The organism is Clostridium sp. MSJ-8 (assembly GCF_018918325.1).
Classification (GTDB): domain Bacteria; phylum Bacillota; class Clostridia; order Clostridiales; family Clostridiaceae; genus Clostridium.
On sequence record NZ_JAHLQH010000017.1, the window covers coordinates 23,303 to 49,431 of the forward strand.

Here is a 26,129-nt window from a genome sequence, read left to right on the forward strand (position 1 = left end):
TGGTATAATATAAGTTAAAAATAAGACTAATTAAGGAGACTAGCAATTATGGTTACAGGAAATATAGAAGGTATCAAAAAATCATATTTAGAAGAATTAGATTTATTACATAAAGTCAAAACTTCAAGAGATGAGATATGTAACATTGAAATAATAGATAAAATAACAAGAATATCATCTATTATAGAGAAAGAAGTAAGCGTAGCAATAGATAGAAGAGGCAATGTAATTTCAGTAGCTATAGGAGATTCTACATCTGTTTCTCTTCCTATATTAGAATTAGTAGAGAAGAAATTATGTGGTGTTAGAGTTATACATACACATCCTAATGGTAATAGTCATTTATCAGCATTAGATATATCAGCATTACTTAAGCTTAAGTTAGATGCTATAGTTGCAGTTGGAATACTTGATGGTAGAATAACTGATTTATCTATGGCAACTATTTTTGTAAAGAACGATATATTAACTTATGAGGAGAAGAATAATATATCAATAGAACAAGCGTATTCTATTAACATATCAGAAATGATTCGTTATTCTGAGAGTTTAGTTAAGAAGAGTGATGTAATTGAAGAAGATACAGAAAAAGCTATATTAGTAGGCTCAGATACTAGAGAGAGTTTAGATGAATTATATGATTTAGCAGAAGCATGTGATATTCCTGTTCTAGAAACAGTGTTTCAGAGTAGATCTAAGGTAGATCCAGCATTTTTTATAGGCAAGGGAAAGGTTTTAGAGATAGCTACTTTAAGACAGAAGTTAAAAGCTAACCTTATAATATTTGATGACGAATTATCAGGATCTCAAGTAAGAAATCTAGAGGCTAATATAGGTGCTAAGGTTATAGATAGAACAACACTTATATTAGAGATATTTGCAAGACGTGCAAAGAGTAAAGAAGCAAAGATTCAAGTGGAGCTTGCTCAACTTAAGTACAGAAAGAGTAGACTACAAGGTCTAGGAACTGTTTTATCTAGAACCGGTGGCGGAATAGGAACTAGAGGTCCTGGAGAAAAGAAATTAGAAACAGATAGAAGACATATAGAAGAAGCTATATATGACTTAAATAAAGAGCTTAAGAAAATAAAAAAAGTAAGAGAAGTTCAAAGAGGTAAAAGAACTAAAGAGAATATACCTAAGGTATCATTAGTAGGTTATACTAATGCAGGTAAATCTACTTTAAGAAATAATTTATGTGAAAAAGCAGCAAGCGAAACAAGTCAAAAAGAAAAAGTATTTGAAGCTGACATGTTGTTTGCTACACTAGATGTAACTACAAGAGCCATAAAGCTTAAGAATAAAGGAATTATAACTTTAACTGATACAGTAGGATTTGTTAGAAAACTTCCACATGACTTAGTAGAGGCATTTAAATCTACACTAGAAGAAGTTGTTTATAGTGATTTATTATGTCATGTTGTTGATGCATCATCTGATTCAGCTATTTCAGAAATAATAGCTGTAGAAACTGTGTTAAAAGAGATAGGTGCAACTGACAAAAAAATGATATTAGTACTTAATAAAGTGGATAAGGCAACTCCAGAACAAATCGAAGAAATAAGAAAAGATGCTAAGCTAGAGCAGATTATAGAAATTTCAGCGAAGGAAGGTCTTAACCTAGATGAATTGTTAACAATAATAGAAGAAAATCTTCCATATAATATGCAGAAAGTAAAATTATTAGTTCCTTATGATAAAGGTCAATTAGTATCAATGATTCATAACAATTGCAGAGTTATAGAAGAGGAATATAGAGAAAATGGAACTTATTTAGAAGCAGAAGTAACAGATGAATTTTATAATAAAACAAAGGAATATATTCTTGAGGAGTAAAGATAATGAAAAAAAGTATAGCTGAATTACAGATAGCATTCCAGTCAATAACTAACTCATTAAAACGTAATAAAAAAGTAAGAGCAGTGTTCACATATGGTAGTATAGTATCAGGAGATATTTGGGAAGGCTCAGATATAGATATTTTCATAGTATATGAAGATGAGTATGATAAGATAAGAGATATATTTTCAGAGTCAAAAGGTGTACCAGTACATGCAAAGGTTCTATCAAGAGAAGAATTTATAGAGTTAGATAAGGTATCAGGTAATAAAGGAATTATTAGAGATTTAATGGCCAAATCTAAAATGGTATTTTCTAAGGATGCAATTATAAGTGAAATATATAATAGATCTAGATATAGTAATGATAGTCAGCTAGAAAAATGGAATTTGGTGTATCTTGGTAATATAATAAGTGACTTAGGTGTATGTAAAAAGTATTTAATAAATGGAGGATTGAATACATCATATGAGGTTCTAATGAGAGTTTTAGATGGAGTTGCTAAATTATATATAAATTTAAACGGATATGAAAAAACAAAAGATTCAGTGGTTATGGCCTCTAATTTAAGTCATTCAATAGAAAATGTAGTTACTAACTTGTTTAATAGTAAAGTTACAATAAAGGTACTACAAGAAACTATAGATTATGTAGATATATTTATACAGGATAATCTTATAGAAGCTTCAAAATTATTATTAGAATGTTTATCTAATCAAGAAATAGCAGTAAGTGCTTATGAACTTACACATTCAGAATTATTTAGTGAATTTAACATAAAGATAGAATTTATACTTAAGGAATTAGCAAGAAGAGGATATGTTATTCAAGAAAAAAGACCATTGTATGATTCTTCAGGAATAAGGATTATGAAAGAATATGTATATAAGATAAAAAGTTAATTAACGTACAGGGGGGCTATTATTTATGGTTGATAAACTGTTTCAGATAAAATTTATAGAAGAAGAAGCCAAGTATATAACTATAGCAAATCATATAAAATCATTAATTGAGGACAAAAAGATAGATGATGGGGCTAAACTTCCTACTATTAGAGAATTATCTACATACCTTGGTGTAAATAATGTAACTATAGTTAGTGCATATAAAAAACTCGTAGATGAAGGATTTGCTAAACAAAAAATGGGTAGTGGTACTTATGCAAAAAGAAAAGAAATAGCTTTTTCATTTAATAAAACTTATTCTAATACAGTTAGAAAAATGAATATAATGAATCATGAAGATATAATAGATTTTTCGGGTGAAACAGTTAAGGAAAATATATTTCCTATAGAGCATATAAAAGAAACTATAACTGAAGTGTTAGATAGAGATGGTGCTAGTGCTTTAATATCACAAAATCCATTAGGATATGATAAGTTAAGAAGTGCAATAAATAAGGTTTTATGGAAAGGAAAACTTAATTCAGAAGATATACTTATTATATCTGGAGCACAACAAGGAATAGATATAGCATCTAAAACTATATTAAACATTAATGATAATGTAATAGTTGAAAAGCCTACTTATGGAGGTGCATTATCAGTATTTAAATGGAGAAGAGCTAATATATTTGAAGTGGATATGGAAGAAGATGGGGTGGATATAGATGCATTTGAGAACATCCTCAAGAAAAATAAAATAAGAATATTTTATACCATGAGTTATTTTCAGAATCCTACAGGCGTTAGTTATAGTAGGGAGAAAAAGGAGAGAATAATACAATTAGCAAAGAAATATGATTTTTATATAATAGAAGATGATTATTTATCAGAACTTATATATGATAAATCGGTAGAATATGCACCATATAAGTGGTTAGATAAGGATGATCGTGTAATATATATAAAAAGTTTTTCAAAGATATTTCTTCCAGGAATTAGAATTGGATATATAATAGCACCTAAAGTATTTAAAGAGAGTATTAGAAATTCTAAATTTAATACTGATATAGCAACATCAAGCTTGATGCAACGTGTGCTTGAACTTTATATAAAAAAAGGTTATTGGATAGATAATATACATTTTCTAAATGAAGAATATAAGAATAGATATAATTTTATGTCAGAAATTCTTAATACAGAATTTAAAGATATGATAAGCTATAAGGAACCTGGTGGAGGTTTAAGTTTTTATGTTCATATAGAAAATAGTAGAATTAATTCTAGAAAGTTATTTATAGAATTGAGCAAAAAAGGAGTAATAATAACACCAGGAGTATTATTTTTTAGTGATATAAGAGAAGGAGATAAGACTTTTAAGATAAGCTTTGCCCAAACAGATATAAATAATATTAAGAAGGGGCTAGATATAATAAGAGAGGAGTTAGAAAAGTGGCATATATAACTATAAGAAATTATGGGGAAGATTCATTTATAGAGAAGAAGTCAGAATTTATAGGATATGCAAAGAGAGTTGAGAATGAGGAAGAGGCAAAAGCATTTGTAGATGAGATAAAAGCAAAACATAAGCAAGCTAGACATAATTGTTTTGCATACATAATTGGAAGTAATATGGGAATCCAAAGATATTCTGATGATGGAGAACCTCAAGGAACAGCTGGTATTCCTATATTAGAAGTTATGAAAAAAAGTGGAATAACAGATTGTGCAATAGTTGTTACTAGATATTTTGGTGGAATATTATTAGGGACAGGTGGTCTTACACGTGCATACACAAAAGGTGCGTCTATGGCTATAAATAATGCTGGAATAATAGAAAAAGTAAAGGGAGTAAAGTTATCTATAGATATAAATTATGATCTATTAGGTAAAGTCCAATATTTATGTACTCAAAATAATTGGTATATGGAAGAAGTGACATATGAAGAAAATGTAAGATTCTATATATTAGCAGAAGAAAGCATAGCTAATGAAATAGAACAAGAAATTACTAATACTACTAATGCTCTAGCTCATATAAAGAGAAGTGATGAAGGAGATTATTTTAAAGAAGAAAATAGATTATATGCAGAAATATAATTTGATAAATTGAATGAGAAAAATCTGTAATCCGTGTAATATTAAGGATTGCAGATTTTTTTTGTTTGTATTTTAATCTTTTAATTATGCATATTTTAATAGTTAGATGAAAATAATAAATTGAAAGAACAAATAGTTAATTGATATATATATATATATATATATACAACTATTTATCAGAATGGAGGCAATAATATGGGCAATAATATGGACATAGAATACCCTATGTTTTGTTATCAATGTGAACAGACAGCAGGGGGGAAAGGATGTACCAAACTTGGTGTGTGTGGTAAGACACCAGAGATAGCTAACCTTCAAGATTTATTATTATTTCAATGTAAAGGAATAAGTTGCTATGCAAATGAACTTCTTAAGAAACAGCTTAATGTTGATAAGGAGATAGTTGAGTTTATTGAGAGTAGTTTATTTACTACTCTTACTAATGTTAACTTTGATGCTGATGTTCATGTTAATCTACTTAGAAAATCTCAACATATAAAAGACTCACTTAAGAAGAAATTAGGTAAGATAAACAATAACACGGCTTATGTTACATATAGTTTAAGTGAAACAAAAGCAGATATGCTACGTGATTCAGCAGTAGCAGGTATTATGTATGATAGGAATTTAGATCCAGATATAAGATCACTTCGTCAGACAATTATATATGGATTGAAAGGAATAAGTGCATATGGACATCAAGCAAGAGAACTTGGGTATTATGATGATGAAGTTGATAATTTCTATATAAGAGCACTTGAAGCAGTAACAGATGATAGTTTATCAGTAGAAGATTTAATAAGATGGACTATGAGAACTGGAGAAATGAGTGTTGCTATAGTTAAAAAACTAGATGAAGCAAACACATCAGTTTATCATAACCCTATTATGAATAAGGTAAATGTCCATATAAAAAAAGGACCATTTATCATAGTATCAGGACATGATCTAAAAGATTTAGAGATGTTACTTAAACAAACAGAAGGAAAAGGAATAAATATCTATACTCATGGGGAGATGTTACCATGTCATGGATATCCGGAGCTTACTAAGTATAAACATTTAGTAGGAAATTATGGTGGTGCATGGCAAGATCAACAAAAAGAATTTGATGGAATACCAGGTTGCATACTTATGACAACTAATTGCATGATGAAACCTAGAGAGAGTTATAAAGATAGAATATTTTCTACCAATGTAGTTGGATGGGATGGAGTAAAATTTATAGAAAAAAATTCAAATGGGGAAAAAGATTTTACTCCAATAATTGAAAAAGCATTAGAACTTGGTGGATTTACAGAAGATCAAGAACCTAAAGAGATACTTGTTGGATTTGGACATAAAACAACATTAAATTATACAGAAGATATCGTAAATGCAGTTAAAGAAGGTAAAATAAGGCACTTCTTTGTTGTAGGTGGATGTGATGGTGCAAGACCAGGTAGAAACTATTATACAAAATTTGCACAGATGGTTCCTGATGATTGTGTTATTTTAACCCTTGCTTGTGGAAAATATAGATTTAACAAACTAGAATTCGGGACAGTTGAAGGACTTCCTAGGTTATTAGATGTTGGACAGTGTAATGATGTATATTCAGCTATTAAGATAGCAATTGCATTAGCAGATGCGTTTAAAACAGATGTTAATAGTTTACCTTTATCAATAATTCTGTCATGGTATGAACAAAAGGCAGTAGCAGATTTGCTTGCATTATTATCACTGGGAATAAAAGACATATATTTAGGACCAACATTACCAGCTTTTATAAGTCCTAATGTGCTTCAATATCTTGTAGATACATTTGGATTAAGACCAATAAGTACTCCAGAAGATGATTTAAAGTCATGCTTGAAACAAGAAATTTAGATAATGAGGTGGAAATGTACATGGACCAATATTCAAAAGAAGTTATTAATGCGAATAAAAATATCAAAGAAAAAAGTAAAGTGAAAACTCATAGTGCGGATACAGCAGCATGGGCAGAAAGTTATAAAATTATCCCTGATTCAAATGTAACAATTCCTAGTGTAGAAAATGTTATAGATGCTAAAGATTGGGTTGATAATGGAAGTAAATTATAATATTTGAGAAAGGAAAGTGTTTATATGGCAAAAGTTACATTGACATTGGATGGTAACACAGCAGCAGCATATGTAGCATATGCTTTCACAGAAGTAGCATCAATATATCCTATAACACCATCTTCAACCATGGCAGAAGTAGTAGATGAATGGGCTGCAAAAGGCAAAAAAAATATATTTAATCAGAGTGTGAAGGTAATTCAAATGCAATCCGAAGCAGGAGCTGCAGGTGCATTTCATGGTTCATTGCAAGGAGGAGCTCTAACAAGTACATTTACAGCATCACAAGGATTATTACTTATGATACCTAATATGTATAAGATAGCTGGAGAATTACTTCCAGGAGTATTTCATGTGAGTGCAAGAGCTATTGCAGCACAAGCACTTAATATATTTGGTGATCATCAAGATGTTATGGCAGCAAGGCAAACAGGTTGTGCGATTCTAGCCTCTTCTTCTGTACAAGAAGTTATAGACCTTGCACCAGTTGCACATTTAGCTGCAATTAAGGGAAGACTTCCTTTTATTAATTTTTTTGATGGCTTTAGAACTTCGCATGAGATACAAAAAGTAGAAGGACTTGAATATGATGATTATGCATCATTAATAGATACAGAAGCATTAAAGGAATTTAGAGAAAGAGCATTATCACCATCTAATCCTGTTACAAGAGGAACAGCTCAAAATCCTGATATATATTTTCAAACAAAAGAATCTTCTCAGCGATTTTATGAAGCTATGCCTTCTATTGTAGAAGAGTATATGAATAAGATAAGTAAGCTTACAGGAAGAAAATATGGCTTATTTAATTATTATGGAGCAAGGGACGCAGAATATATAATAGTTGCTATAGGTTCAGTTAATGAAACTATAGAAGAAACAGTAGATTATATGAATAAACAAGGTAAGAAATATGGTGTAGTAAAAGTTCATCTGTATAGACCATTTTCTGCTCGTCACTTCTTAGAAGTAATTCCATCTACCGTTAAAAGAATAGCTGTATTAGATAGAACGAAAGAACCAGGAGCAGTAGGTGAACCTTTATATTTAGATATAAGAAGTTGTTATTATAATGCTGAAAATGCACCTGTTATAATAGGTGGCAGGTATGGATTAGGATCTAAGGATACTACTCCTAGTCAGATAAAAGCTGTATTTGATAATCTAGAAAGTGAAAATCCTAAAGATAGATTCACAATAGGTATCAATGATGATGTTTGCAATACATCATTAGATATAAATGAATATATTAACACAGCAGATAAGGGCACAGTATGTTGTAAGTTATGGGGATTAGGATCAGATGGAACTATAGGAGCTAATAAGCAAGCTATTAAAATAATAGGAAATTATACAGATAAAAAAGTCCAAGGATATTTTGCTTATGATTCTAAGAAGTCAGGTGGACTTACTATATCTCATTTAAGATTTGGAGATAGAGATATAAAATCAAGCTATTTAGTAGAAGAAGCTGATTATACTTCTTGTCATAATCAATCATATATATATGCATATGATATAACAAGAGGTATAAAAGAAGGTGGAACCTTTGTTTTAAATTGTAGATGGACTGATGAAGAGTTAGAAGAGAAGCTTCCTACAAGAATTAAAAGGACTCTAGCTGAAAAGAATATTAAGTTCTATTGCATAGATGCTATAAAAATAGCAGAAGATATAGGATTAGGTAATCGTATAAGTATGGTTATGCAAGGTGTATTCTTTAAATTGACTGATATTATCCCAGAGGATGAAGCAAAGAAATATCTAAAAGAAGCAATAAGAAATATGTTCAGCAAAAAGGGTGAAAAAATAGTAGCATTAAACTGTGAAGCTATAGATAAAGGATATGAATTAATAAGGGAGGTACAAGTAAAAGAAGAGTGGAAGAATATTGCTGATGAAGACATTAAGCAAGTAAAAGAACCAGATTTTATAGCTAATATTATGCGTCCAATGCTAAGAGAGGAAGGTAATGAATTGCCTGTTAGTGCATTTAATGGAATGGAAGATGGAACATTTCCACCTGGTACATCAGCATATGAGAAGAGAGGAATAGCAGTAAATGTTCCTGAATGGAATATTGAAACTTGTATTCAATGTAATCAATGTTCCTATATATGTCCACATGCATGTATAAGACCATTTCTATTAGATAAACAAGAGATTCAAGATGCACCAGAAGGATTTAAAACTAAGAAAGCTATTGGAAAGGGAATTCAAGAATATGAATTTAGAATACAAGTAAGTACTATGGATTGTACAGGATGTGGTAATTGTGCTGATGTATGCCCAGCTAATCCTAAAGCTTTAGTAATGAAGAAGATATCCACACAAACAGAAGTGGAAGTTCCAAATTGGGATTATGCTGTTAATAAAGTTTCAGAGAAGGGAGATTTATTTGAAGGGAAAAGTGTTAAGGATAGTCAATTCAAAAGACCTCTTGTAGAATTCTCAGGTGCATGTGCAGGGTGTGGAGAAACACCTTATATAAAATTATTAACTCAACTATTTGGTGATAGAATGATGATTGCAAATGCAACAGGATGTTCATCTATATGGGCAGCATCAGCACCTGCTACAGCTTATACTTGTAATGAAAAAGGTATGGGACCTGCGTGGGCTAATTCATTGTTCGAAGATAATGCTGAGTATGGGTTAGGTATGTATCTTGCTGTTAAGCAGATAAGAGATAGAATTGAAGACAACATGAAAGAATTAATGCATAGTAATATAGATATGCAATTAAAAGAAGCATTTAATAAATGGATTGAAGTAAAAGAATGTGGAGAAGAAACTAAAAAAATAAGCAAAGATATAATAGAAATATTAGAAAGATATGAGACAAAGTCTAGATCAGAAGAAGTATCGAAAGAATTTATAATAGATAATCAAAGTTATCTTATAAAACCATCTCAATGGATAGTTGGAGGTGATGGATGGGCTTATGATATAGGTTATGGAGGACTAGATCATGTAATCTCTACAGGAGAAGATATTAATGTATTAATTTTTGATACAGAAATATATTCTAATACTGGAGGTCAAGCATCTAAATCGACTCCAACGGCTGCTATTGCAAAGTTTGCTTCAAGTGGAAAGAAGGCAAATAAAAAAGATTTAGGAAGAATGATGATGACATATGATAATGTTTATGTAGCACAGGTGGCAATGGGAGCAGATAAAAATCAAACTATAAAAGCAATGATAGAAGCAGAGAAGTTTAATGGTCCATCAATAATAATTGCATATTCTCCATGTATTAATCATGGAATAAAAGAAGGGATGGGACGCAGTATTGCCAATATGGATAAGGCAGTTAAAAGTGGTTACTGGCATTTGTATAGATATAATCCAGAATTAAAGCAGGACGGTAAGAATCCATTTATATTAGATTCAAAAGAACCAAAAGAAAGTTTTAGAGAATTTATAATGGGTCAAGTTCGTTATGCAGCATTACAAAAGCAATCTCCAGAAATAGCAGAAGAATTATATAAAAAATGTGAAAAAGAAGCTAATAAACGTTATGAAATATATAAAAAATTAGCAGAATAATATTTATTATAGAAGTAAAAAGTTAAGCTGGCTAAATGTTGCAAATTCATAAAAGTTCAACATCTATAATGCTAGCTTAATTTTTTTACTCTATGAGAAATTATTTGCTTAAACTAAAGCTATTATATTTTAATTATAAATAACATGACTTTTATTTCCTAATTTAATATGTTATAATTTTAAGAGTTTAGTGTTATAAAACGATTGGAGGAGAAAAAGATGTCAGGACATTCAAAATGGCATAACATCCAAGCTAAAAAAGGCAAAACGGATGCAAAAAGAGGTAAAATATTTACTAAAATAGGTAAGGAATTAGCAATAGCTATAAAAAACGGAGGAGCTAATCCTGACAATAACGCCAAGTTAAGAGACGTTATAGCAAAAGCAAAGGCTGCAAACATGCCTAATGATAACATTAATAGAGCTATAAAGAAGGCAGAAGGGGATATGAATACAGTAAACTATGATTCTATAGTTTATGAAGGATATGGTCCAAGTGGAGTTGCAGTTATAGTTGAAACATTAACTGATAATAAGAATAGATCAGCAGGTAACGTAAGAAGCGCCTTTACAAAAGGTGGTGGAAACATGGGAGCAACAGGTTGTGTTAGTTTCATGTTCCAAGAAAAAGGTGAATTAGTTGTAGAAAAAGCAGATAGAGATGAAGATGAAATGATGATGATGGCTCTAGAAGCAGGAGCAGAAGACTTCAATGCAGATGAAGATGAAGTATTCGTAATAACAACTACACCAGAAGATTTCTCAAGTGTACGTGAAGCATTAGAAGCTCAAGGAGTAGAATTCTTAGAAGCAGCAGTTAAGATGATACCAGATACATACACTGCAATTAACGAAGAAGACGCTAAGAAGTTCCAAAAGATGCTAGACTTACTTGATGATGATGATGACGTTCAAGAAGTTTATCATAATGCTGAGTTCCCTGAAGGATGGGAAGAATAGGGCGTTTAGAAGTATTCTGAACTAGAAAAAATCATTTGATAATGGTATACAAATTTGTTTAAAGACACTTTCAATATTGATATACATAGTGTGTATTGATATTGGAGGTGTCTTTTTTTGCTTTTGGAGGATTTATTAAATTTTTTATATAATTATTGAAAAAATGATATTAATTATTATATAATATACAATGTCAATATTTGGATATATTAACATAAAAGGAAACTAGGAGAATGATATTGTGAAGAAACTAAATGAAACATTAAAAATAACAATATTAGTATCAGTAGCAGTTTTAACATTATTCTATATAAGTTTTAAGATAGTTAAATCTGATATAGAGAGACATCAATATCCAATAACTTTAAATAACGATAATTATAAATTAAGGTATATTGAAGACGGACCATATATTATTTCACAGGAAGATATTAATTATGATGTTTTTACTTGTTTAACATCTTATTCTATAACAGGCAATTACATTTATGCTGTAGATTCTTATAAGCCATTTAGTTATTTAAAAATAAATAGTGATTTAAATATTACTTTTTTTACTGAAGATATTAATGAATTTGACGAAAGTGATCAGAAAATATTTAAATATATGTTAAAGAAAGAAAAAGATAAAATTACTAAAGTAAATTTAAAAAATATAAAACCATCTAAAGTTATTGATTCGTATTTTGGAGATGGCAGTATTGTTTTAAAAAAGAGAAAGAATTCTTATGTTCTTTATGATAGAACTAATAACAAAATTATAGATACTGTAAAAAAATTAAAAGGATATTATTTAATATAAAATATGCAAAAAATAATGTAAAAAACAGTAATACAGGTAAACAAATTATTGATAATAAGTTCAGTCTATAGTAGATAAATGTTAATGGTGTTATAATTAAAAAAGTGAGAAATTATAGAGAGTATATATCTTGTAACCAAAATAATAAACAGATATGTTAAAGGAGGAGAGGATTTGAAAAATAAATTTAAAAGAGAAAAAGCATACCTGGGTATTATTGATAAGTTTATAATATTTTTTGTTACAATAGCAGTTGTTTTAGTAATTAGTACATCTATTATTTCTTATAATAGGATGGAAGATAATCTTTTAGATGTATATGAAAATAATCTTTCCAATAGAGTAGAAGAACTTGTGGAATCATTTGATTCTTTTTTTGAGAATAAATTTGATAATCTAGATTTTTTAGCTACCCAACCAGAAGTTTATAACATGAATAGAAATGAACAACAAGAATATTTATTAGAAAAAGCTAAGCCATTAGGTTTTGAGAAACTATTTATTGTAGATGAAGAAGGAAAAGCCTTTTATATAAAGCAGAATATAGTGAAAAATCAAGCTGGTGAAGATTTTACAAAAAAAGTATTAAATAATGACAGATATATTTCAGAACCTTTTATGGAATATACATTACATCGCTCAATTACAACTATATCAGTTGATATAGTTAATGCAGATGGTAAGAAAGTAGGAGCACTATGTGGAACTATAGATCTTGCAAAAGTTAATTATAAAATTGAAGAATTTACAGTAGGTAAAGATGGATTTGGTGTAATGATAAATGATGCAGGACAATATATAGCATATAAAGATATGAGTTTAGTTCATAGCAAGGAAAATTTTATAGATGAGTATTCTGAATATAATGATGATATATCATTAATTGAAGATAGAGATGATATTAGAGAAAAAAGTGGAAGTGTTAAGTTAAAAGGAATTAAATATAGTGCGGCTTATAAAAAACTTGATGTAAATGAATGGACAGTTATTATATTGGTTCCGCAATCAGAAGTTTTAGTGGAATTAGGTGCATATACAAGAATGCAAGTTTTAAATGTTATGGTTGTTGTTCTTTTAATTTTATTAGTTGCCAAGATAATGTATAATTGGCTATATAATGAGCATAAAGCGTATACAGATGGTCTTACTAAAATATTTAATAGAGCAAAATGTGATCTTGTATTGAAGAAAATAGATAAGGATAATAAATCTAGAATAATACTAATCTGTTTTGATCTTAATAATTTTAAAAAGATAAATGATTTAGAAGGCCATGCAGCAGGAGATAAAATGCTTCAAGATTTTGCTAAAATTTTAAATAATGTATTTGGAAAAATTGGATTTGTTAGTAGAATAGGTGGAGATGAATTCTTGGTTTTATTAAAAAATGCAACAGACAAAGAAATTGAGGCTTGTATACATGCTATGAATAGAAGAATAGATTTGTATAATAGACATTTTTATGATAATAAAAAATTAAAACTATCAACTGCATATGGTATTGCAATAAAAGAAAGAAATGAATTAACATCAGTAAATATTTTAAAGGAAAGAGCAGATTCAGAAATGTATAAAAATAAATATAAAGATAAAGAGTAAAAAAGAATAGAAATTAAAATAAATTACAAAAGTAAACAAAAAGTAAATAAAATATTATCTTTTTATGAAAAAAATAATTGACATATAATATCATATGTAATAAAATAACTCTTGTCGGTTAGTGAACCGATTTAGAATTTACAGTTGCTTTTAGACCACCAGGGTCGGCTTTTTATAGGAAAGGTCGGTTTTGGTGGTATTTTTAACGCTTAAAAAATAAAAATCCAATATCAATTTTTATTATAATTCATTAGATAATAAGTTTTTATGTATTAATTTATAAAAAAGTTACAAAATAATAGAGTGTGCTATTATGAAAAAACATTTATAATATATATATAAATAAATACTAGGTGGTGACAATTATGAAAATAATAAAGAAAGACGGTAGAATACAAGAATTTGATAAAAATAAAATAACAACTAGCATTAGTAATGCAGCAAGTGGATATTCATTAACAGAATCTGACTTAAAGATGGTTGTAGAAGATATAATAAAATTATTAAATAAAATTAGAAAAGATGAAACTCCAACATCAAGCTATGAGATAATAGGAGTTATTACAGACGTTTTAGTACAAGATGGATTTAAATTAGTATTAAAAGAATATATAGCACATGAATAATATATTGAAATTAATTGTTTCTATAAATAGTATAAGAAACAATATACTGAAAAATCTAATGTTATTTACATTATCAAATAACATTAGATTTTTTTACTCTATTAGGAAATTATATTTTGTTTGTAGGTGTGAATAAGTATCTTAAACATAGTATTTATGTATTGATAAGGTCACTACCCATAGAGTAAAGAAGAAAATAATGTCATGATAGAACACCAAGAATAATTTAAAACTTGTATATTTCTATTAAGAAATACTTAAAATTATATAAAATATCTTTATAGAAGAATTGTAGAATTGTATAATGAATATAAATATTTAGATAAAAGAAAGGAAAAGATTTATGAATAACAATACACTTAAGACAATAGGTATAACGTCAATAATAATTGTGATATTAATGTTTATATTAAAATTATTCATCAAGGCTCTACCATATGTAATTATAGTTGGAGTAGTATTGTGGATTGTACTTAATATAATAGGTTTTATTAACAATAGAAAATCTAAGAAGAATAAAAATTCAAGTGATTATACAAATGATATAGATAGTGAATATTCAGATGATGCTCCAGAAGTTATAGATGTTGATTATAAAGATGTAGACGAATAATTTGATAATAATTATTATATATTGTATAATACAGCTATGTTAAAAATTAACTTACATATATAAGAAGGGGGACACTTTTAGATGGAAAAAATTAAAATGACAACTCCATTAGTTGAAATGGACGGAGACGAGATGACAAGAGTTCTTTGGACTATGATAAAGGATGAATTACTTAATCCATTTATAGATTTAAAGACTGAGTACTATGATTTAGGGTTAAAGTATAGAAATGAGACTGATGATAAAGTTACAGTTGATGCAGCAGAAGCAATTAAGAAATATGGGGTAGGTGTAAAGTGCGCAACTATAACACCAAATGCTGCTAGAATGACTGAATATAACTTAAAAGAAATGTGGAAAAGTCCAAATGGAACTATAAGAGCATTGTTAGATGGAACAGTATTTAGAGCACCTATTATAGTTGACTCAATTAAACCATATGTTAAGAATTGGACTAAACCAATAACTATAGCTAGACATGCATATGGTGATATATATAGAGATGTTGAAATGAAGATACCAGGAAAAGGAAAGTGTGAATTAGTATTTACAGCTGAAGATGGAACAGAAACAAGAGAATTAGTTCACAACTATGATGGACCAGGTGTTGCACTTGGTATGCATAACTTAAATGGATCAATAGAGAGTTTCGCTAGAAGTTGTTTTAATTTTGCATTAGATACAAAACAAGATTTATGGTTTGCAACAAAAGATACTATATCTAAAAAATATGACCATACATTCAAAGATATATTCCAAGAAGTGTTCGATAAAGACTATAAAGAAAAATTTGAAGAAGCAGGAATTGAATATTTCTATACATTAATAGATGATGTTGTTGCAAGAGTTGTAAAATCAAATGGTGGAATGATTTGGGCTTGTAAGAACTATGATGGTGATGTAATGAGTGATATGGTTGCAACAGCATTTGGTTCATTAGCAATGATGACTTCAGTTTTAGTATCTCCTAAGGGTTACTATGAATATGAAGCAGCTCATGGAACTGTTCAAAGACATTATTATAAACATTTAAAAGGTGAAGAAACATCAACAAATTCAATAGCTACTATATTTGCATGGTCAGGCGCTCTTAGAAAGAGAGGAGAATTAGATGGCAATGCAGATCTTATGAAGTTTGCAGATAACTTAGAAAAAGCTTCTTTAGATACTATTAATTCAGGAGTTATGACTAAAGACTTGGCAATGCTTACTGAATTAAAAGATGTTAAGACAGTTAATAGTTTTGATTTTATACTTGCTATAAGAAAAAACTTAGAAAAGTTATATTAATATAAATAAATATGTAAAAAATCCAATGTTATTTGGTTTGATTAATATCAAAATTATATGTTTAAGTAAATAATATAATATCATTAAGTATTTACTAATATAATAAAAAAGAGTAAAGATCCCTAAATACTATAAACTCGCTAAAGCTCAGACAGTATAGTATTTTTAACGGGATCTTTACTTTTTTATTATAAGAAATACTAAATTTTATTATAGATAATTTACTTAAAGCAATAATTTGATATTAATTAACTTAAAAGATAAGTAATCCAAAAAATATATTCAATAATTTTTTAAAGTAAGAATTACTGAAGACTTAAGATACTTGGTATAAATATAGATATACTAAAAATCATCATGACACATGAATAATTAAAATAGAATTGATTTGATGGAACAAAGCTTTTTTGCTAGGGAAGAATTAGTAATGTTTATAATAAATAAAATACTGCAAGAAATTGAAGAACAGTATGAATAAAATTGAGCAAACGCTTTGTAAAATCAAAGTCATTCTATTTTAATTGGTTACTGAAACTAATGTTATTATATTTTAATTTATAAGAAGATATTTTGTTGTTATTTTGTTATAATATTAAATGATTAAGAGAAGAATAGTTAAAAATAAATTTTTTATCAAAAGGAAGATGACAATGAATAATGATTATTTATTATTAATAGATGGTTCTAGTTTATTATCAACTCAGTATTATGGTAATTTACCTAGAGAAATAATGTTTGCAAAGACAACAGAAGATAGAGAAAAATTTTATGATAAGATAATGCAGACATCTGATGGAATTTATACTAATGCAATATATGGATTTATGAGGACATTTATTAAGATATTAAAGGAACAAAAGCCTAAATATATTGCTGTAGCATGGGATATAAGTAGAGATACATTTAGAAGAGAATTATATTCTGAGTATAAAGGAACAAGAGGGGAAACACCAGCACCTCTTAAAGAGCAATTTAAGTTATGTCAGGATATTCTTAAAGCTATGAATGTACCGCAATTTATGGATACTAGATATGAAGCTGATGATTTCTGTGGAACATTAGCGAAAAAGTTTGAAGAAGAGATACCAGTTAGAATATATACTAAAGATAACGATTATCTACAATTAGTATCAGATAATACTAGATTATGGCTTGCGTATACTACACAAGAGAAAGCAGATGAATTATTTAAGAAGTATAATATAGATAAGGATTCTACTAATGTACCTGATAAATCATTTGAATTAACACCTGAATTAGTTAAAAGGGAATTTGGAGTTAAACCATGTCAAATTGCTGATTTAAAGGGGTTAATAGGAGATAAGTCAGATAATATAAAAGGAGTAACAGGAGTTGGAGAGGCAAGTGCTGTTCCATTATTATGTGAATATGAAACTATAGAAAATTTATATAATAATATAAGAGATTTAGACAAAAAATCAGAAAAAGAATTAAAGGAATATTGGAAAACTAAGCTATCAATAAAGAGATCTCCATTATCATATTTGTTAAAAGAAAGCGAAGAAGATTTAGTAGGAGAAAAATCTGCTATTATATCTAAGAAGTTAGCAGTTATAAAAAGGGATATAGATTTAGGAGAACTAGAAATAGATGATTTAAAGGTAGATATAAATGAAAAAGTTGGTAATGACGAATTTGAAAAACTACAAATAAAATCTATTAATTTAGATAATATTAATAATATAATTAATTCTCAAGAGGTAATTAAAGATGCCGATATCATAGAATTAACAGAAGTGAGTAAACTAGAAGAGTTACAAGATATACTTAATAATATAGGAACTATTTCTTATTTTTCATATAAAACAGTAAATGATTCTGAATATTCTAAGATGGATTTAGATAGAATAATATTATATTCTGAAGAAAAAATATATAATATTAATTGGTTTAATATATATAATGAAGACAGCGAGAAATCATTAGATATACTTAAGAATTTTATGGAGAATAGTTCAATAGATAAAGTTATTCATAATGCCAAGGCATTAATAAAGATATTATATAAGTATGGTATAGAGCTTAATAATCTTATTTTTGATACATCTATTGCAGGGTATATTATAGATTCTTCTAAGGGGGATTATACTCTTAGTAATTTAGTTAAGGAATATTTAGGTGAGACTATAGATGATTCAGATAAGGAGTTAAAAGCAACTAAATATATTAAAGAATTATATGAAAATTTATATAAAAAGATAAAAGAAGATGGAATGGAAGACCTTCTATATAACATTGAATTACCTCTTATATATGTTCTTGCATCCATGGAAGTTGAAGGCTTTAGAGTAGATAAGAAGATGCTTAGAGAATTAGAAACTAAGTTTAAAAAGGAAATAGAAGATACTCAGAGAGATATATATGAGTTAGCAGATGAAGAGTTTAACATTAATTCTCCTAAACAATTAGGAAAGATATTATTTGAAAAGCTAGATCTTCCAGTAATTAAAAAGACTAAGACAGGATATTCTACTAATGCAGAAGTATTAGAGAAGTTAGAAGGAAGTCATGAGATAATACCTAAAATAATGTATTATAGACAGATAACTAAGCTTAATTCCACTTATGTTGAAGGATTGCAGAATGTAATAGATGAAGATGGACATATACATTCAAACTTTAATCAAACTGTAACTACAACAGGAAGATTATCTAGTACAGAGCCTAACCTACAGAATATTCCTATAAAATATGAGATGGGTAGAGAAATAAGAAAGGTATTTATTCCAGAAGAAAAAGGAGATATGATATTATCGTGTGATTATTCTCAGATAGAACTTAGAGTTTTAGCGCATATGTCAGAAGATAAGAATATGATAGATTCCTTTAATCATCATAGCGATATTCATAGAAAAACTGCTTCAGAAGTGTTTAATGTACCAGTTGAAGATGTAACTCCTCTTATGAGAAGTAGAGCAAAGGCTGTAAACTTTGGAATAATATATGGAATGAGTGACTTTTCATTAGGTAAAGATTTAAATATTCCTAGAAAAGAAGCAAAGGAATATATGGATATATACTTTAATAGATATCCTAACATAAAAAAATATCTAGATGGTGTTATAGAATCTACAATAGAGAATGGATATATAACAACAATGTTTAATAGAAGAAGATTTATAAAAGAAATAGAATCCTCTAATAAAATAACTAAAGCATTAGGCGAGAGACTCGCTATGAATGCACCTATACAAGGAACTGCAGCAGATATTATTAAGATAGCTATGATAAAAGTTTATAATAGATTGAAAGAAGAAAAACTAAATAGTAAACTTATATTACAAGTTCATGATGAGCTTATACTTAATGTAAAATCATCAGAGAATGAGAGAGTAATGAAAATTGTTCAAGAGGAAATGGAAAATGCAGTTAAATTAAGTGTGCCGCTAGATGTGGATATTAATGAAGGTATGACATGGTATGAGGCAAAATAGAGGAAGTGATTAGGTATGATAAAGATAGGACTTACAGGAGGGATAGGTTCAGGTAAAAGTGTAGTATCTAATATTTTATTAGCATCAAAAATAAAAGTAATAGATGCTGATATTGTATCTAGACAGGTATTAGAGATTTATCCTGAGATATTAGATAAGGTAAGAAGGGAATTTGGAGAAGGATATTTTGATTGGAGAGGAGAATTTAGAAGAAAAGAATTCGGTAATCATATATTTAGATTCCCAAAGTTGCGTATAAAATATGAAAATATAATAATTCCGTACATTAAAAAAGAGATAAACGAAGCATTTGATAGATATGAGAAAAATGGAGAGAAAGTAGTAGTATTAGATGCACCTACTCTTATAGAAAATAAAATGCATGAAGAAATGGATTATATTATACTAGTTTATGCAGATACTAATACTCAGATTCAACGTATTAAAGCAAGAGATAAGATATCTCAAGTAAATGCAATTAGTAGGATTAATTCTCAGATGTCTCTAGAAGAGAAAAAGAAATACGCTAATATAATAATTGATAATAATGGTAATATAGCAGATACAAAAGTTCAAGTAGAAGATATAGTAGATTTTATTAAACATATTAAATAAAAGGAGATACAATGAGAATTAAGAAAGGCATTATAATTGTAGGAATAGTACTAATAACATTATTCTTTGGTACAAAATATTATCTAAAAGAATATTTATTCCCTTTTAAGCATGAAGAATATATTATGAAATATTCAAAGGAGTATAATTTAGACCCTCTTTTTGTTTTATCTGTTATAAAGGCTGAAAGTAAATTTAAGTCAGATGCGGTATCTAATAAGGATGCCAGAGGATTAATGCAGATAACTGAAGATACTGGTGAATGGATAGCAATTCAGATGGGATTAGATGATTATTCTACAGATAAGTTATATGAAGAAGAGTATAATATACGGATGGGATGTTGGTATCTTAATGATTTAGAAAATGAATTTTCTTCACAGAGTTTAGTTATAGCAGCATATAATGCAGGTAGAGGAACTGTTAATGGTTGGCTTAGTGATTCAAAATATTCAGAAGATGGTAAGACATTAACGTATATACCTTATGAAGAAACTAAGAATTATGTAGATAAGGTAAATACTTATTATAAGATATATAAATTTTTATATAAAGGATAATTAGTACTAATATTATATGTTTTCATAAATAGCATAATTTCATTAAGGATTTCTAAATATAAAAAATTAAGGTATTATTGTTAGATAACTTATATTTTACAATAATTAATATCAAAATTATATGTTCTAAGTAAATAATATAATAAAAAAGAGTAAAGATCCCTAAATACTATAAACTCGCTAAAGCTCAGACAGTATAGTATTTTTAACGGGATCTTTACTTTTTTATTATAAGAAATACTTAAATTCTATTATAGATAATTTACTTAAATCAATAATTTGATATTAATTAAAGAAATAAATGATTTTCCAATAAAGAAATTCAAGAACTTTCTAAAGAAATACATAATCCTTAAGGGGATTGGATGAAGAATTAAGGCTCATAGCCTTAGTGCAAGTTGTTTGTTTTATGACTGGGAAAATATATAAAATTTACATTTACCTATATATTATGATGGTGTAAAATAACTATGGAGGTAAAAAATGATATTAAATAGAAAAAGTGTTATTAGTATAAAGCAAGAATTAATAAGTAAGATAATAGTTATTGCTATTTTAATTGTTGCAATATTATTTGGATATAAATTTGATATTGATGTAGTTATTATACTAAATATAATATATATGGTTTCTTCTGGTGTAGATCTTGTATGTTGTAGTTTTTCAAGAGAGAAGAGAAATAGTTTTGTAGAAAAGGTATATATTGTTGATACAGTATTTTTAATGAGTATAATAATTGAATTCTTACCTATTGTGGATAATAGCTATAATAGCATTGTGGTATTAAAAGGTGCAAATATGTTAAGTTATTATTTACTAGTAGTATCAATATTTATTTCTTTTTTAGAAAATGAAAGTCAAGATAAGCATGTGAGTATAATAATTCAAATAATAAGTTATATTACAGCATATGCTTTTAATGCATTATTGATAAAAATGGATTTCGCGGATATAGCAGTTATTATATCCTTAATGTTTGTAGTAATATTAAATATAAAAAAGAAAAATAGTGAATTTGATGATAAGCTAATAAAAGATGGAAGACTAAATAACTCCTTATATTATGCTATTAATAGTTTAATATTATGTGTATTAATTAGTTCTATATTAATTGTAAATAAATCTAGCAACATTATTATAAAAATAAGCAATTATTTGTTGTTTTTTAATATATTAGATTTATCTATGAAGTTATGTTTTATATTATTGAATGAGCGATATAATGATGTGCTTTATAAAATAGATGAAACTGATTCGAGAATATTTAAGATGAACAAGAAAGTTAATAATGTAAAAAGACATATGAAATATTCTAAATCTATTATAAAAAAAGAAGAAAGTATTATGGATTCCTTTGTAGAAAATATGCCAATGTCCATAATTACATATAATAAAAATACATTAAGGATTACTTTCGTTAACAAAAGTATGCTTATGATGCTGGATGAAAATGACATAAAAAATATAGTTAATAAGAAATTAACTGCAATAATTTCAATAAAAGATTCTGATGATTATTCTAATCTTGAAGGAGCTTATGGAGAAATAAATTATAATGACAAAAATATTTACATAGAAATAGGTGTATTTGCAATAAATGAAACTAATGAAAATATAACATTAATTATAAGAAATGTTACAGAAAAGGTTATGTCTGAAAAGCTAAAAGAAGATATGAAAGATAAGGAATTCAAGGAGAAACTTAAAAGAGATTTTTTATCTAATATATCTCATGATTTGAAAACTCCTATAAATGTTATATATTCAGCAGTACAATTAATGGATATATATAATAATGAAGAAGGAATAATGAATGTTAAAAAATATAATGAAATAGCAAGAAGTAATTGTTTATCGCTTATTAAATTTGCAGACAATTTAATAAATGAAGGTAATATTGCGAAAGATATAACTGTAGTAAATAAGGAAATATGTGATATATGTAAACTCATTGAAAATATAGTGTTTTCATTATCTGACTATGCACATAGTAAAGATATAAAATTAGAATTTAAAAGCTATAAAAAAGAAGTTTATTTAGAAGTAGATATAGAATTTATGGAGAGAATAATTACTAATTTAATATCTAATTCTATAAAGTTTATTAGAGGTAAAGGATTTATAAATGTTGAGATAAAGGATAATGGAGATCAGGAACAGATAGTTATAGAAGATAATGGAATAGGAATGAGTGCGGAAACATTACAGACAGTTTTTGAGAGATATGCTATGGGTGAAAATAATAAAAATAATAAAGATAAAGGCACGGGATTAGGACTATTTCTTGCAAAGAGAATGATAGATGCACAAGGTGGAACAATAGAAGCAAAAAGTATAGAAAATATGGGGACAAAGATGATTATAAATTTTGATAAGGTGAATAAAAATGATTAAAAGTGAGAAAATAAGATATATGTATTTGTTTATTCCCATAGCTATTTATTATATATTCTTTATATTTTATAGGTATAGTTATAATGCATTTACTAGTTCTATTAATATTTTTCAAGTTGTTGTTTTCTTAGCAGTAGGAATATTAGCTGTATCTAGAAAAAAAATTAGTGAAGAATATGTTGTATATAGGAATCTAGGTTGTGCTTCTATAATTATAAGTTTAGTTGCCATAATTAGATTTATATTGGTTTATGCAGGTAATTATAATAATGATGAATTATATTTTTTAACATTAGCAATAATACTATGTTGTAATATTCTATATACCGCTGCTTTTCATTCAGCATATAGGAATAATAAAAGTGGCATAATAAGTATATTTAGTATTTATACAATTATAACTTTATTGATAATTTTTTCTATAAAAGAAAGTGCTGTTGAGCTTTCTGTTGGAATTTATCATAAGAAATTAATAATGATATTAATAGGATTATTTTTTATTAATGTATGTACATTTAAGAGAAGTATTAAGGAGAAAAGGGCTCAAGTATTACATTATACATATTTAATTTTTACATTAATAGGTAGTATATCCTATGTACATTATAAAAACGTATCTGAGATATTTAATATTTTTTCGTTTAATGTAAAATATATATCTGTAGTAGTATTCTATATTATGATAAAAGAAGAATATTTTTTGAAATCATATGAAGAAGGAAGAGAAAAGCTAGAAAAAGCAACTAAAGAAGATGTAGAAACTAATGAGGAATTTAGTAATAAGAGTAATGAATTAAGGGAACTACATCAAGTTATAAAGAATAATAAGTATAGACAAAAAGAATCTATTGAATCTGTAAGAGGTAGTGTTGTAGTAATATTACTTGATATAATAACTTATGTTAATAATTCATTTAGAGAAAATTTTGGCGATAAGTTAGCAGATGATATTATTGGAAGCAATATTAATGATTATTATACTATAAACAACAATTATATGGATGAAATATTTGGACTTACTATATATGAACCTAAGGAAGAAGTATGTAGAGAAAAAGCTTATTATAAGGTGGGCAATATTATTAATCTAGGTAAAGAATACGAAGTGTTTTTTATCAGATTAAGTGAAGTAGATTATTGTATATATATAAAAGATATAACCTACATAAAAGAAAGTTATGCTATAAAGAAGCAATATAATGAATATCTAAAAGAAGAACGTGAAAAGGAAAAGTTCTATGCTAATATTGCTCATGAGCTAAGAACACCTATTAATGTTATATATTCAGGAGTTCAATTGAATGATTTATATATCAAGAACAAACAATACGACAGTATAAGTGGAAATATAAAAAAAATAAAATTAAATAGTAAAAGGCTTATAAGAACCATCAATAATTTTATAGATGCGAATAAAATTATGGAAGGATATCTTGTTCCTGATATAAGAACGTATAACATAGTACCTATAATAGAAGATATATCTATTGCAACTAAGGAATATATTGAAAAGATAAACAATACATTAACATTTGATTCAATTGAAGAAGAGATATATGCAAGAGTAGATAAAAACTTAATGCAAAGGGTTATGCTTAATATTTTATCTAATTATGTTAAGTATGGAAAAGAAGGTGGACATTTAAATATTAGGATTTTACTAGAAGATAAGAAAATAATAATTATAATAAGTAGCAATATGTATTTGATACCTAAAGAAGACATACCAAATCTTTTTAATAAGTTTGGAAAAATTAATAATGGATTAGATAGAGAAACTGAAGGGACAGGACTAGGATTGTATCTATCAAAGGGATTTATGCAACTACAAGGAGGTACTATAGTAGTTAAGTCTAGTGAAGAAGAGGGTACAAGATATATTTTAACTTTGGATAAAACAGATGATATAAGTGAAATAGAAGATAGCTATGATGATATAAGTGAAATAGAAGATAGCTATGATGATATAAGTGAAATAGAAGATAAGGTTGAAACTGAATTCTCGGATATATATTTTCATAAAGAATTATAAAGGCAAGTATAATATACAAATAATATAATTTAAGGAAGTATATTTATGATTGCAGTGCTAAAAAAAATAATAATGTGTTTGTTACCAAGTATTTTATATTCTGTAGTTATTAGTCTTAATTATAATAATATCAATATGTATAATAATTTAGATAAACCACTATTGGCACTTCCAATATGGATATTAATTATGATATGGGGAATATTATATATTGCTATTGGAATATCAAACTATAGAATTTTTATGAATTCCAATAATACAAGTAATTTTAATTTCTACTTTATTGTACAAATTTTATTATGTTTTATTGGTGCATTTTTATTTTTTAGTTTTAGATTATATGGCTTGACTTTTATTGTTTCAGTTTTAAATTTGATTTTTATAATAATAGCAACATCAAAAGCTTTTAATATAGATATTGTTTCGGCAATAATAATGACTATGTATACTATATGGAATGGATATAATATATATATATTATGTTTTATATGGATGAAAAACGAAATGTAATTAGTTTATAAAAGGATAGAAAAAGTGTATAATGTAATTTTAGAGCCTTATGACAGGTTCTCAAACTTGTTTTTGTGTTCTGTCATGGCGCTATTTTTATTTTTTACTCTATAGGGAACATACTTCTCATATTACATAAGTATTATGTTTACAATGTTTTTCTACAGGTTTGTTTTAGAGATGATTTCCTATAGGATAAAAGATGTCTAAAAGACAA

19 protein-coding genes are annotated in these 26,129 nt (G+C 27.3%); all 19 read left to right on the forward strand.

What is annotated here, in order from left to right; genetic code table 11:
- The first annotated feature begins 48 nt into the window (after positions 1-48).
- On the forward strand, positions 49-1,836 hold the full coding sequence (hflX, locus tag KQI77_RS03165) for a GTPase HflX (protein WP_216388306.1): 1,788 nt from the start codon (positions 49-51) through the stop codon (positions 1,834-1,836).
- A 5-nt stretch (positions 1,837-1,841) separates the two neighbouring features.
- Positions 1,842-2,741 (forward strand): nucleotidyltransferase domain-containing protein, encoded by a 900-nt coding sequence (locus KQI77_RS03170; RefSeq protein ID WP_216388308.1) that lies wholly within the window; start codon positions 1,842-1,844, stop codon positions 2,739-2,741.
- Positions 2,742-2,766: 25 nt separating this feature from the next.
- On the forward strand, positions 2,767-4,185 hold the full coding sequence (locus KQI77_RS03175) for a PLP-dependent aminotransferase family protein (RefSeq protein WP_216388310.1): 1,419 nt from the start codon (positions 2,767-2,769) through the stop codon (positions 4,183-4,185).
- Positions 4,173-4,820 (forward strand): YigZ family protein, encoded by a 648-nt coding sequence (locus KQI77_RS03180; RefSeq protein ID WP_216388312.1) that lies wholly within the window; start codon positions 4,173-4,175, stop codon positions 4,818-4,820. Before KQI77_RS03175 ends, KQI77_RS03180 begins: the two co-directional genes overlap by 13 nt.
- A gap of 195 nt (positions 4,821-5,015) precedes the next feature.
- Complete coding sequence (gene hcp, locus KQI77_RS03185) at positions 5,016-6,689, forward strand: hydroxylamine reductase (protein WP_216388314.1); 1,674 nt, start codon at positions 5,016-5,018, stop codon at positions 6,687-6,689.
- A gap of 20 nt (positions 6,690-6,709) precedes the next feature.
- Positions 6,710-6,904, forward strand: a complete 195-nt coding sequence (locus KQI77_RS03190; RefSeq protein ID WP_216388316.1) for a DUF3787 domain-containing protein — start codon at positions 6,710-6,712, stop codon at positions 6,902-6,904.
- 24 nt (positions 6,905-6,928) lie between these two features.
- Positions 6,929-10,456 carry a pyruvate:ferredoxin (flavodoxin) oxidoreductase gene (nifJ, locus tag KQI77_RS03195; RefSeq protein WP_216388318.1) on the forward strand — a complete coding sequence of 1,176 codons (3,528 nt, stop codon included), beginning with the start codon at positions 6,929-6,931 and terminating at the stop codon, positions 10,454-10,456.
- A 219-nt stretch (positions 10,457-10,675) separates the two neighbouring features.
- The gene (locus tag KQI77_RS03200; protein ID WP_216388320.1) at positions 10,676-11,416 is read left to right on the forward strand and encodes a YebC/PmpR family DNA-binding transcriptional regulator; all 741 of its coding nucleotides are present in this window, start codon (positions 10,676-10,678) and stop codon (positions 11,414-11,416) included.
- Positions 11,417-11,657: 241 nt separating this feature from the next.
- Positions 11,658-12,218, forward strand: a complete 561-nt coding sequence (locus KQI77_RS03205; protein ID WP_216388322.1) for a hypothetical protein — start codon at positions 11,658-11,660, stop codon at positions 12,216-12,218.
- Between the two features lie 174 nt (positions 12,219-12,392).
- Complete coding sequence (locus KQI77_RS03210) at positions 12,393-13,817, forward strand: sensor domain-containing diguanylate cyclase (RefSeq protein WP_216388324.1); 1,425 nt, start codon at positions 12,393-12,395, stop codon at positions 13,815-13,817.
- A 365-nt stretch (positions 13,818-14,182) separates the two neighbouring features.
- Entirely contained in the window at positions 14,183-14,443 is a 261-nt protein-coding gene (locus KQI77_RS03215; protein ID WP_216388326.1) for an ATP cone domain-containing protein, read from the forward strand.
- 343 nt (positions 14,444-14,786) lie between these two features.
- The gene (locus KQI77_RS03220) at positions 14,787-15,056 is read left to right on the forward strand and encodes a hypothetical protein (RefSeq protein WP_216388328.1); all 270 of its coding nucleotides are present in this window, start codon (positions 14,787-14,789) and stop codon (positions 15,054-15,056) included.
- Between the two features lie 81 nt (positions 15,057-15,137).
- A complete protein-coding gene (locus tag KQI77_RS03225) occupies positions 15,138-16,346 on the forward strand; it encodes an NADP-dependent isocitrate dehydrogenase (protein WP_216388330.1) in 1,209 nt (402 codons plus the stop codon).
- A 650-nt stretch (positions 16,347-16,996) separates the two neighbouring features.
- Positions 16,997-19,801: a DNA polymerase I gene (polA, locus tag KQI77_RS03230; RefSeq protein ID WP_253289319.1), complete on the forward strand. Its 2,805-nt coding sequence runs from the start codon at positions 16,997-16,999 to the stop codon at positions 19,799-19,801.
- A gap of 15 nt (positions 19,802-19,816) precedes the next feature.
- Positions 19,817-20,416 carry a dephospho-CoA kinase gene (gene coaE / locus KQI77_RS03235; protein ID WP_216388333.1) on the forward strand — a complete coding sequence of 200 codons (600 nt, stop codon included), beginning with the start codon at positions 19,817-19,819 and terminating at the stop codon, positions 20,414-20,416.
- Positions 20,417-20,427: 11 nt separating this feature from the next.
- The gene (locus tag KQI77_RS03240; RefSeq protein ID WP_216388335.1) at positions 20,428-20,976 is read left to right on the forward strand and encodes a lytic transglycosylase domain-containing protein; all 549 of its coding nucleotides are present in this window, start codon (positions 20,428-20,430) and stop codon (positions 20,974-20,976) included.
- 483 nt (positions 20,977-21,459) lie between these two features.
- Positions 21,460-23,370: a sensor histidine kinase KdpD gene (locus KQI77_RS03245; RefSeq protein ID WP_216388337.1), complete on the forward strand. Its 1,911-nt coding sequence runs from the start codon at positions 21,460-21,462 to the stop codon at positions 23,368-23,370.
- On the forward strand, positions 23,363-25,402 hold the full coding sequence (locus tag KQI77_RS03250; protein ID WP_216388339.1) for a sensor histidine kinase KdpD: 2,040 nt from the start codon (positions 23,363-23,365) through the stop codon (positions 25,400-25,402). Before KQI77_RS03245 ends, KQI77_RS03250 begins: the two co-directional genes overlap by 8 nt.
- A gap of 45 nt (positions 25,403-25,447) precedes the next feature.
- Positions 25,448-25,912, forward strand: coding sequence for a TspO/MBR family protein (locus KQI77_RS03255; protein WP_216388341.1), 465 nt, complete (start codon positions 25,448-25,450; stop codon positions 25,910-25,912).
- The last annotated feature ends 217 nt before the right edge of the window (positions 25,913-26,129 follow it).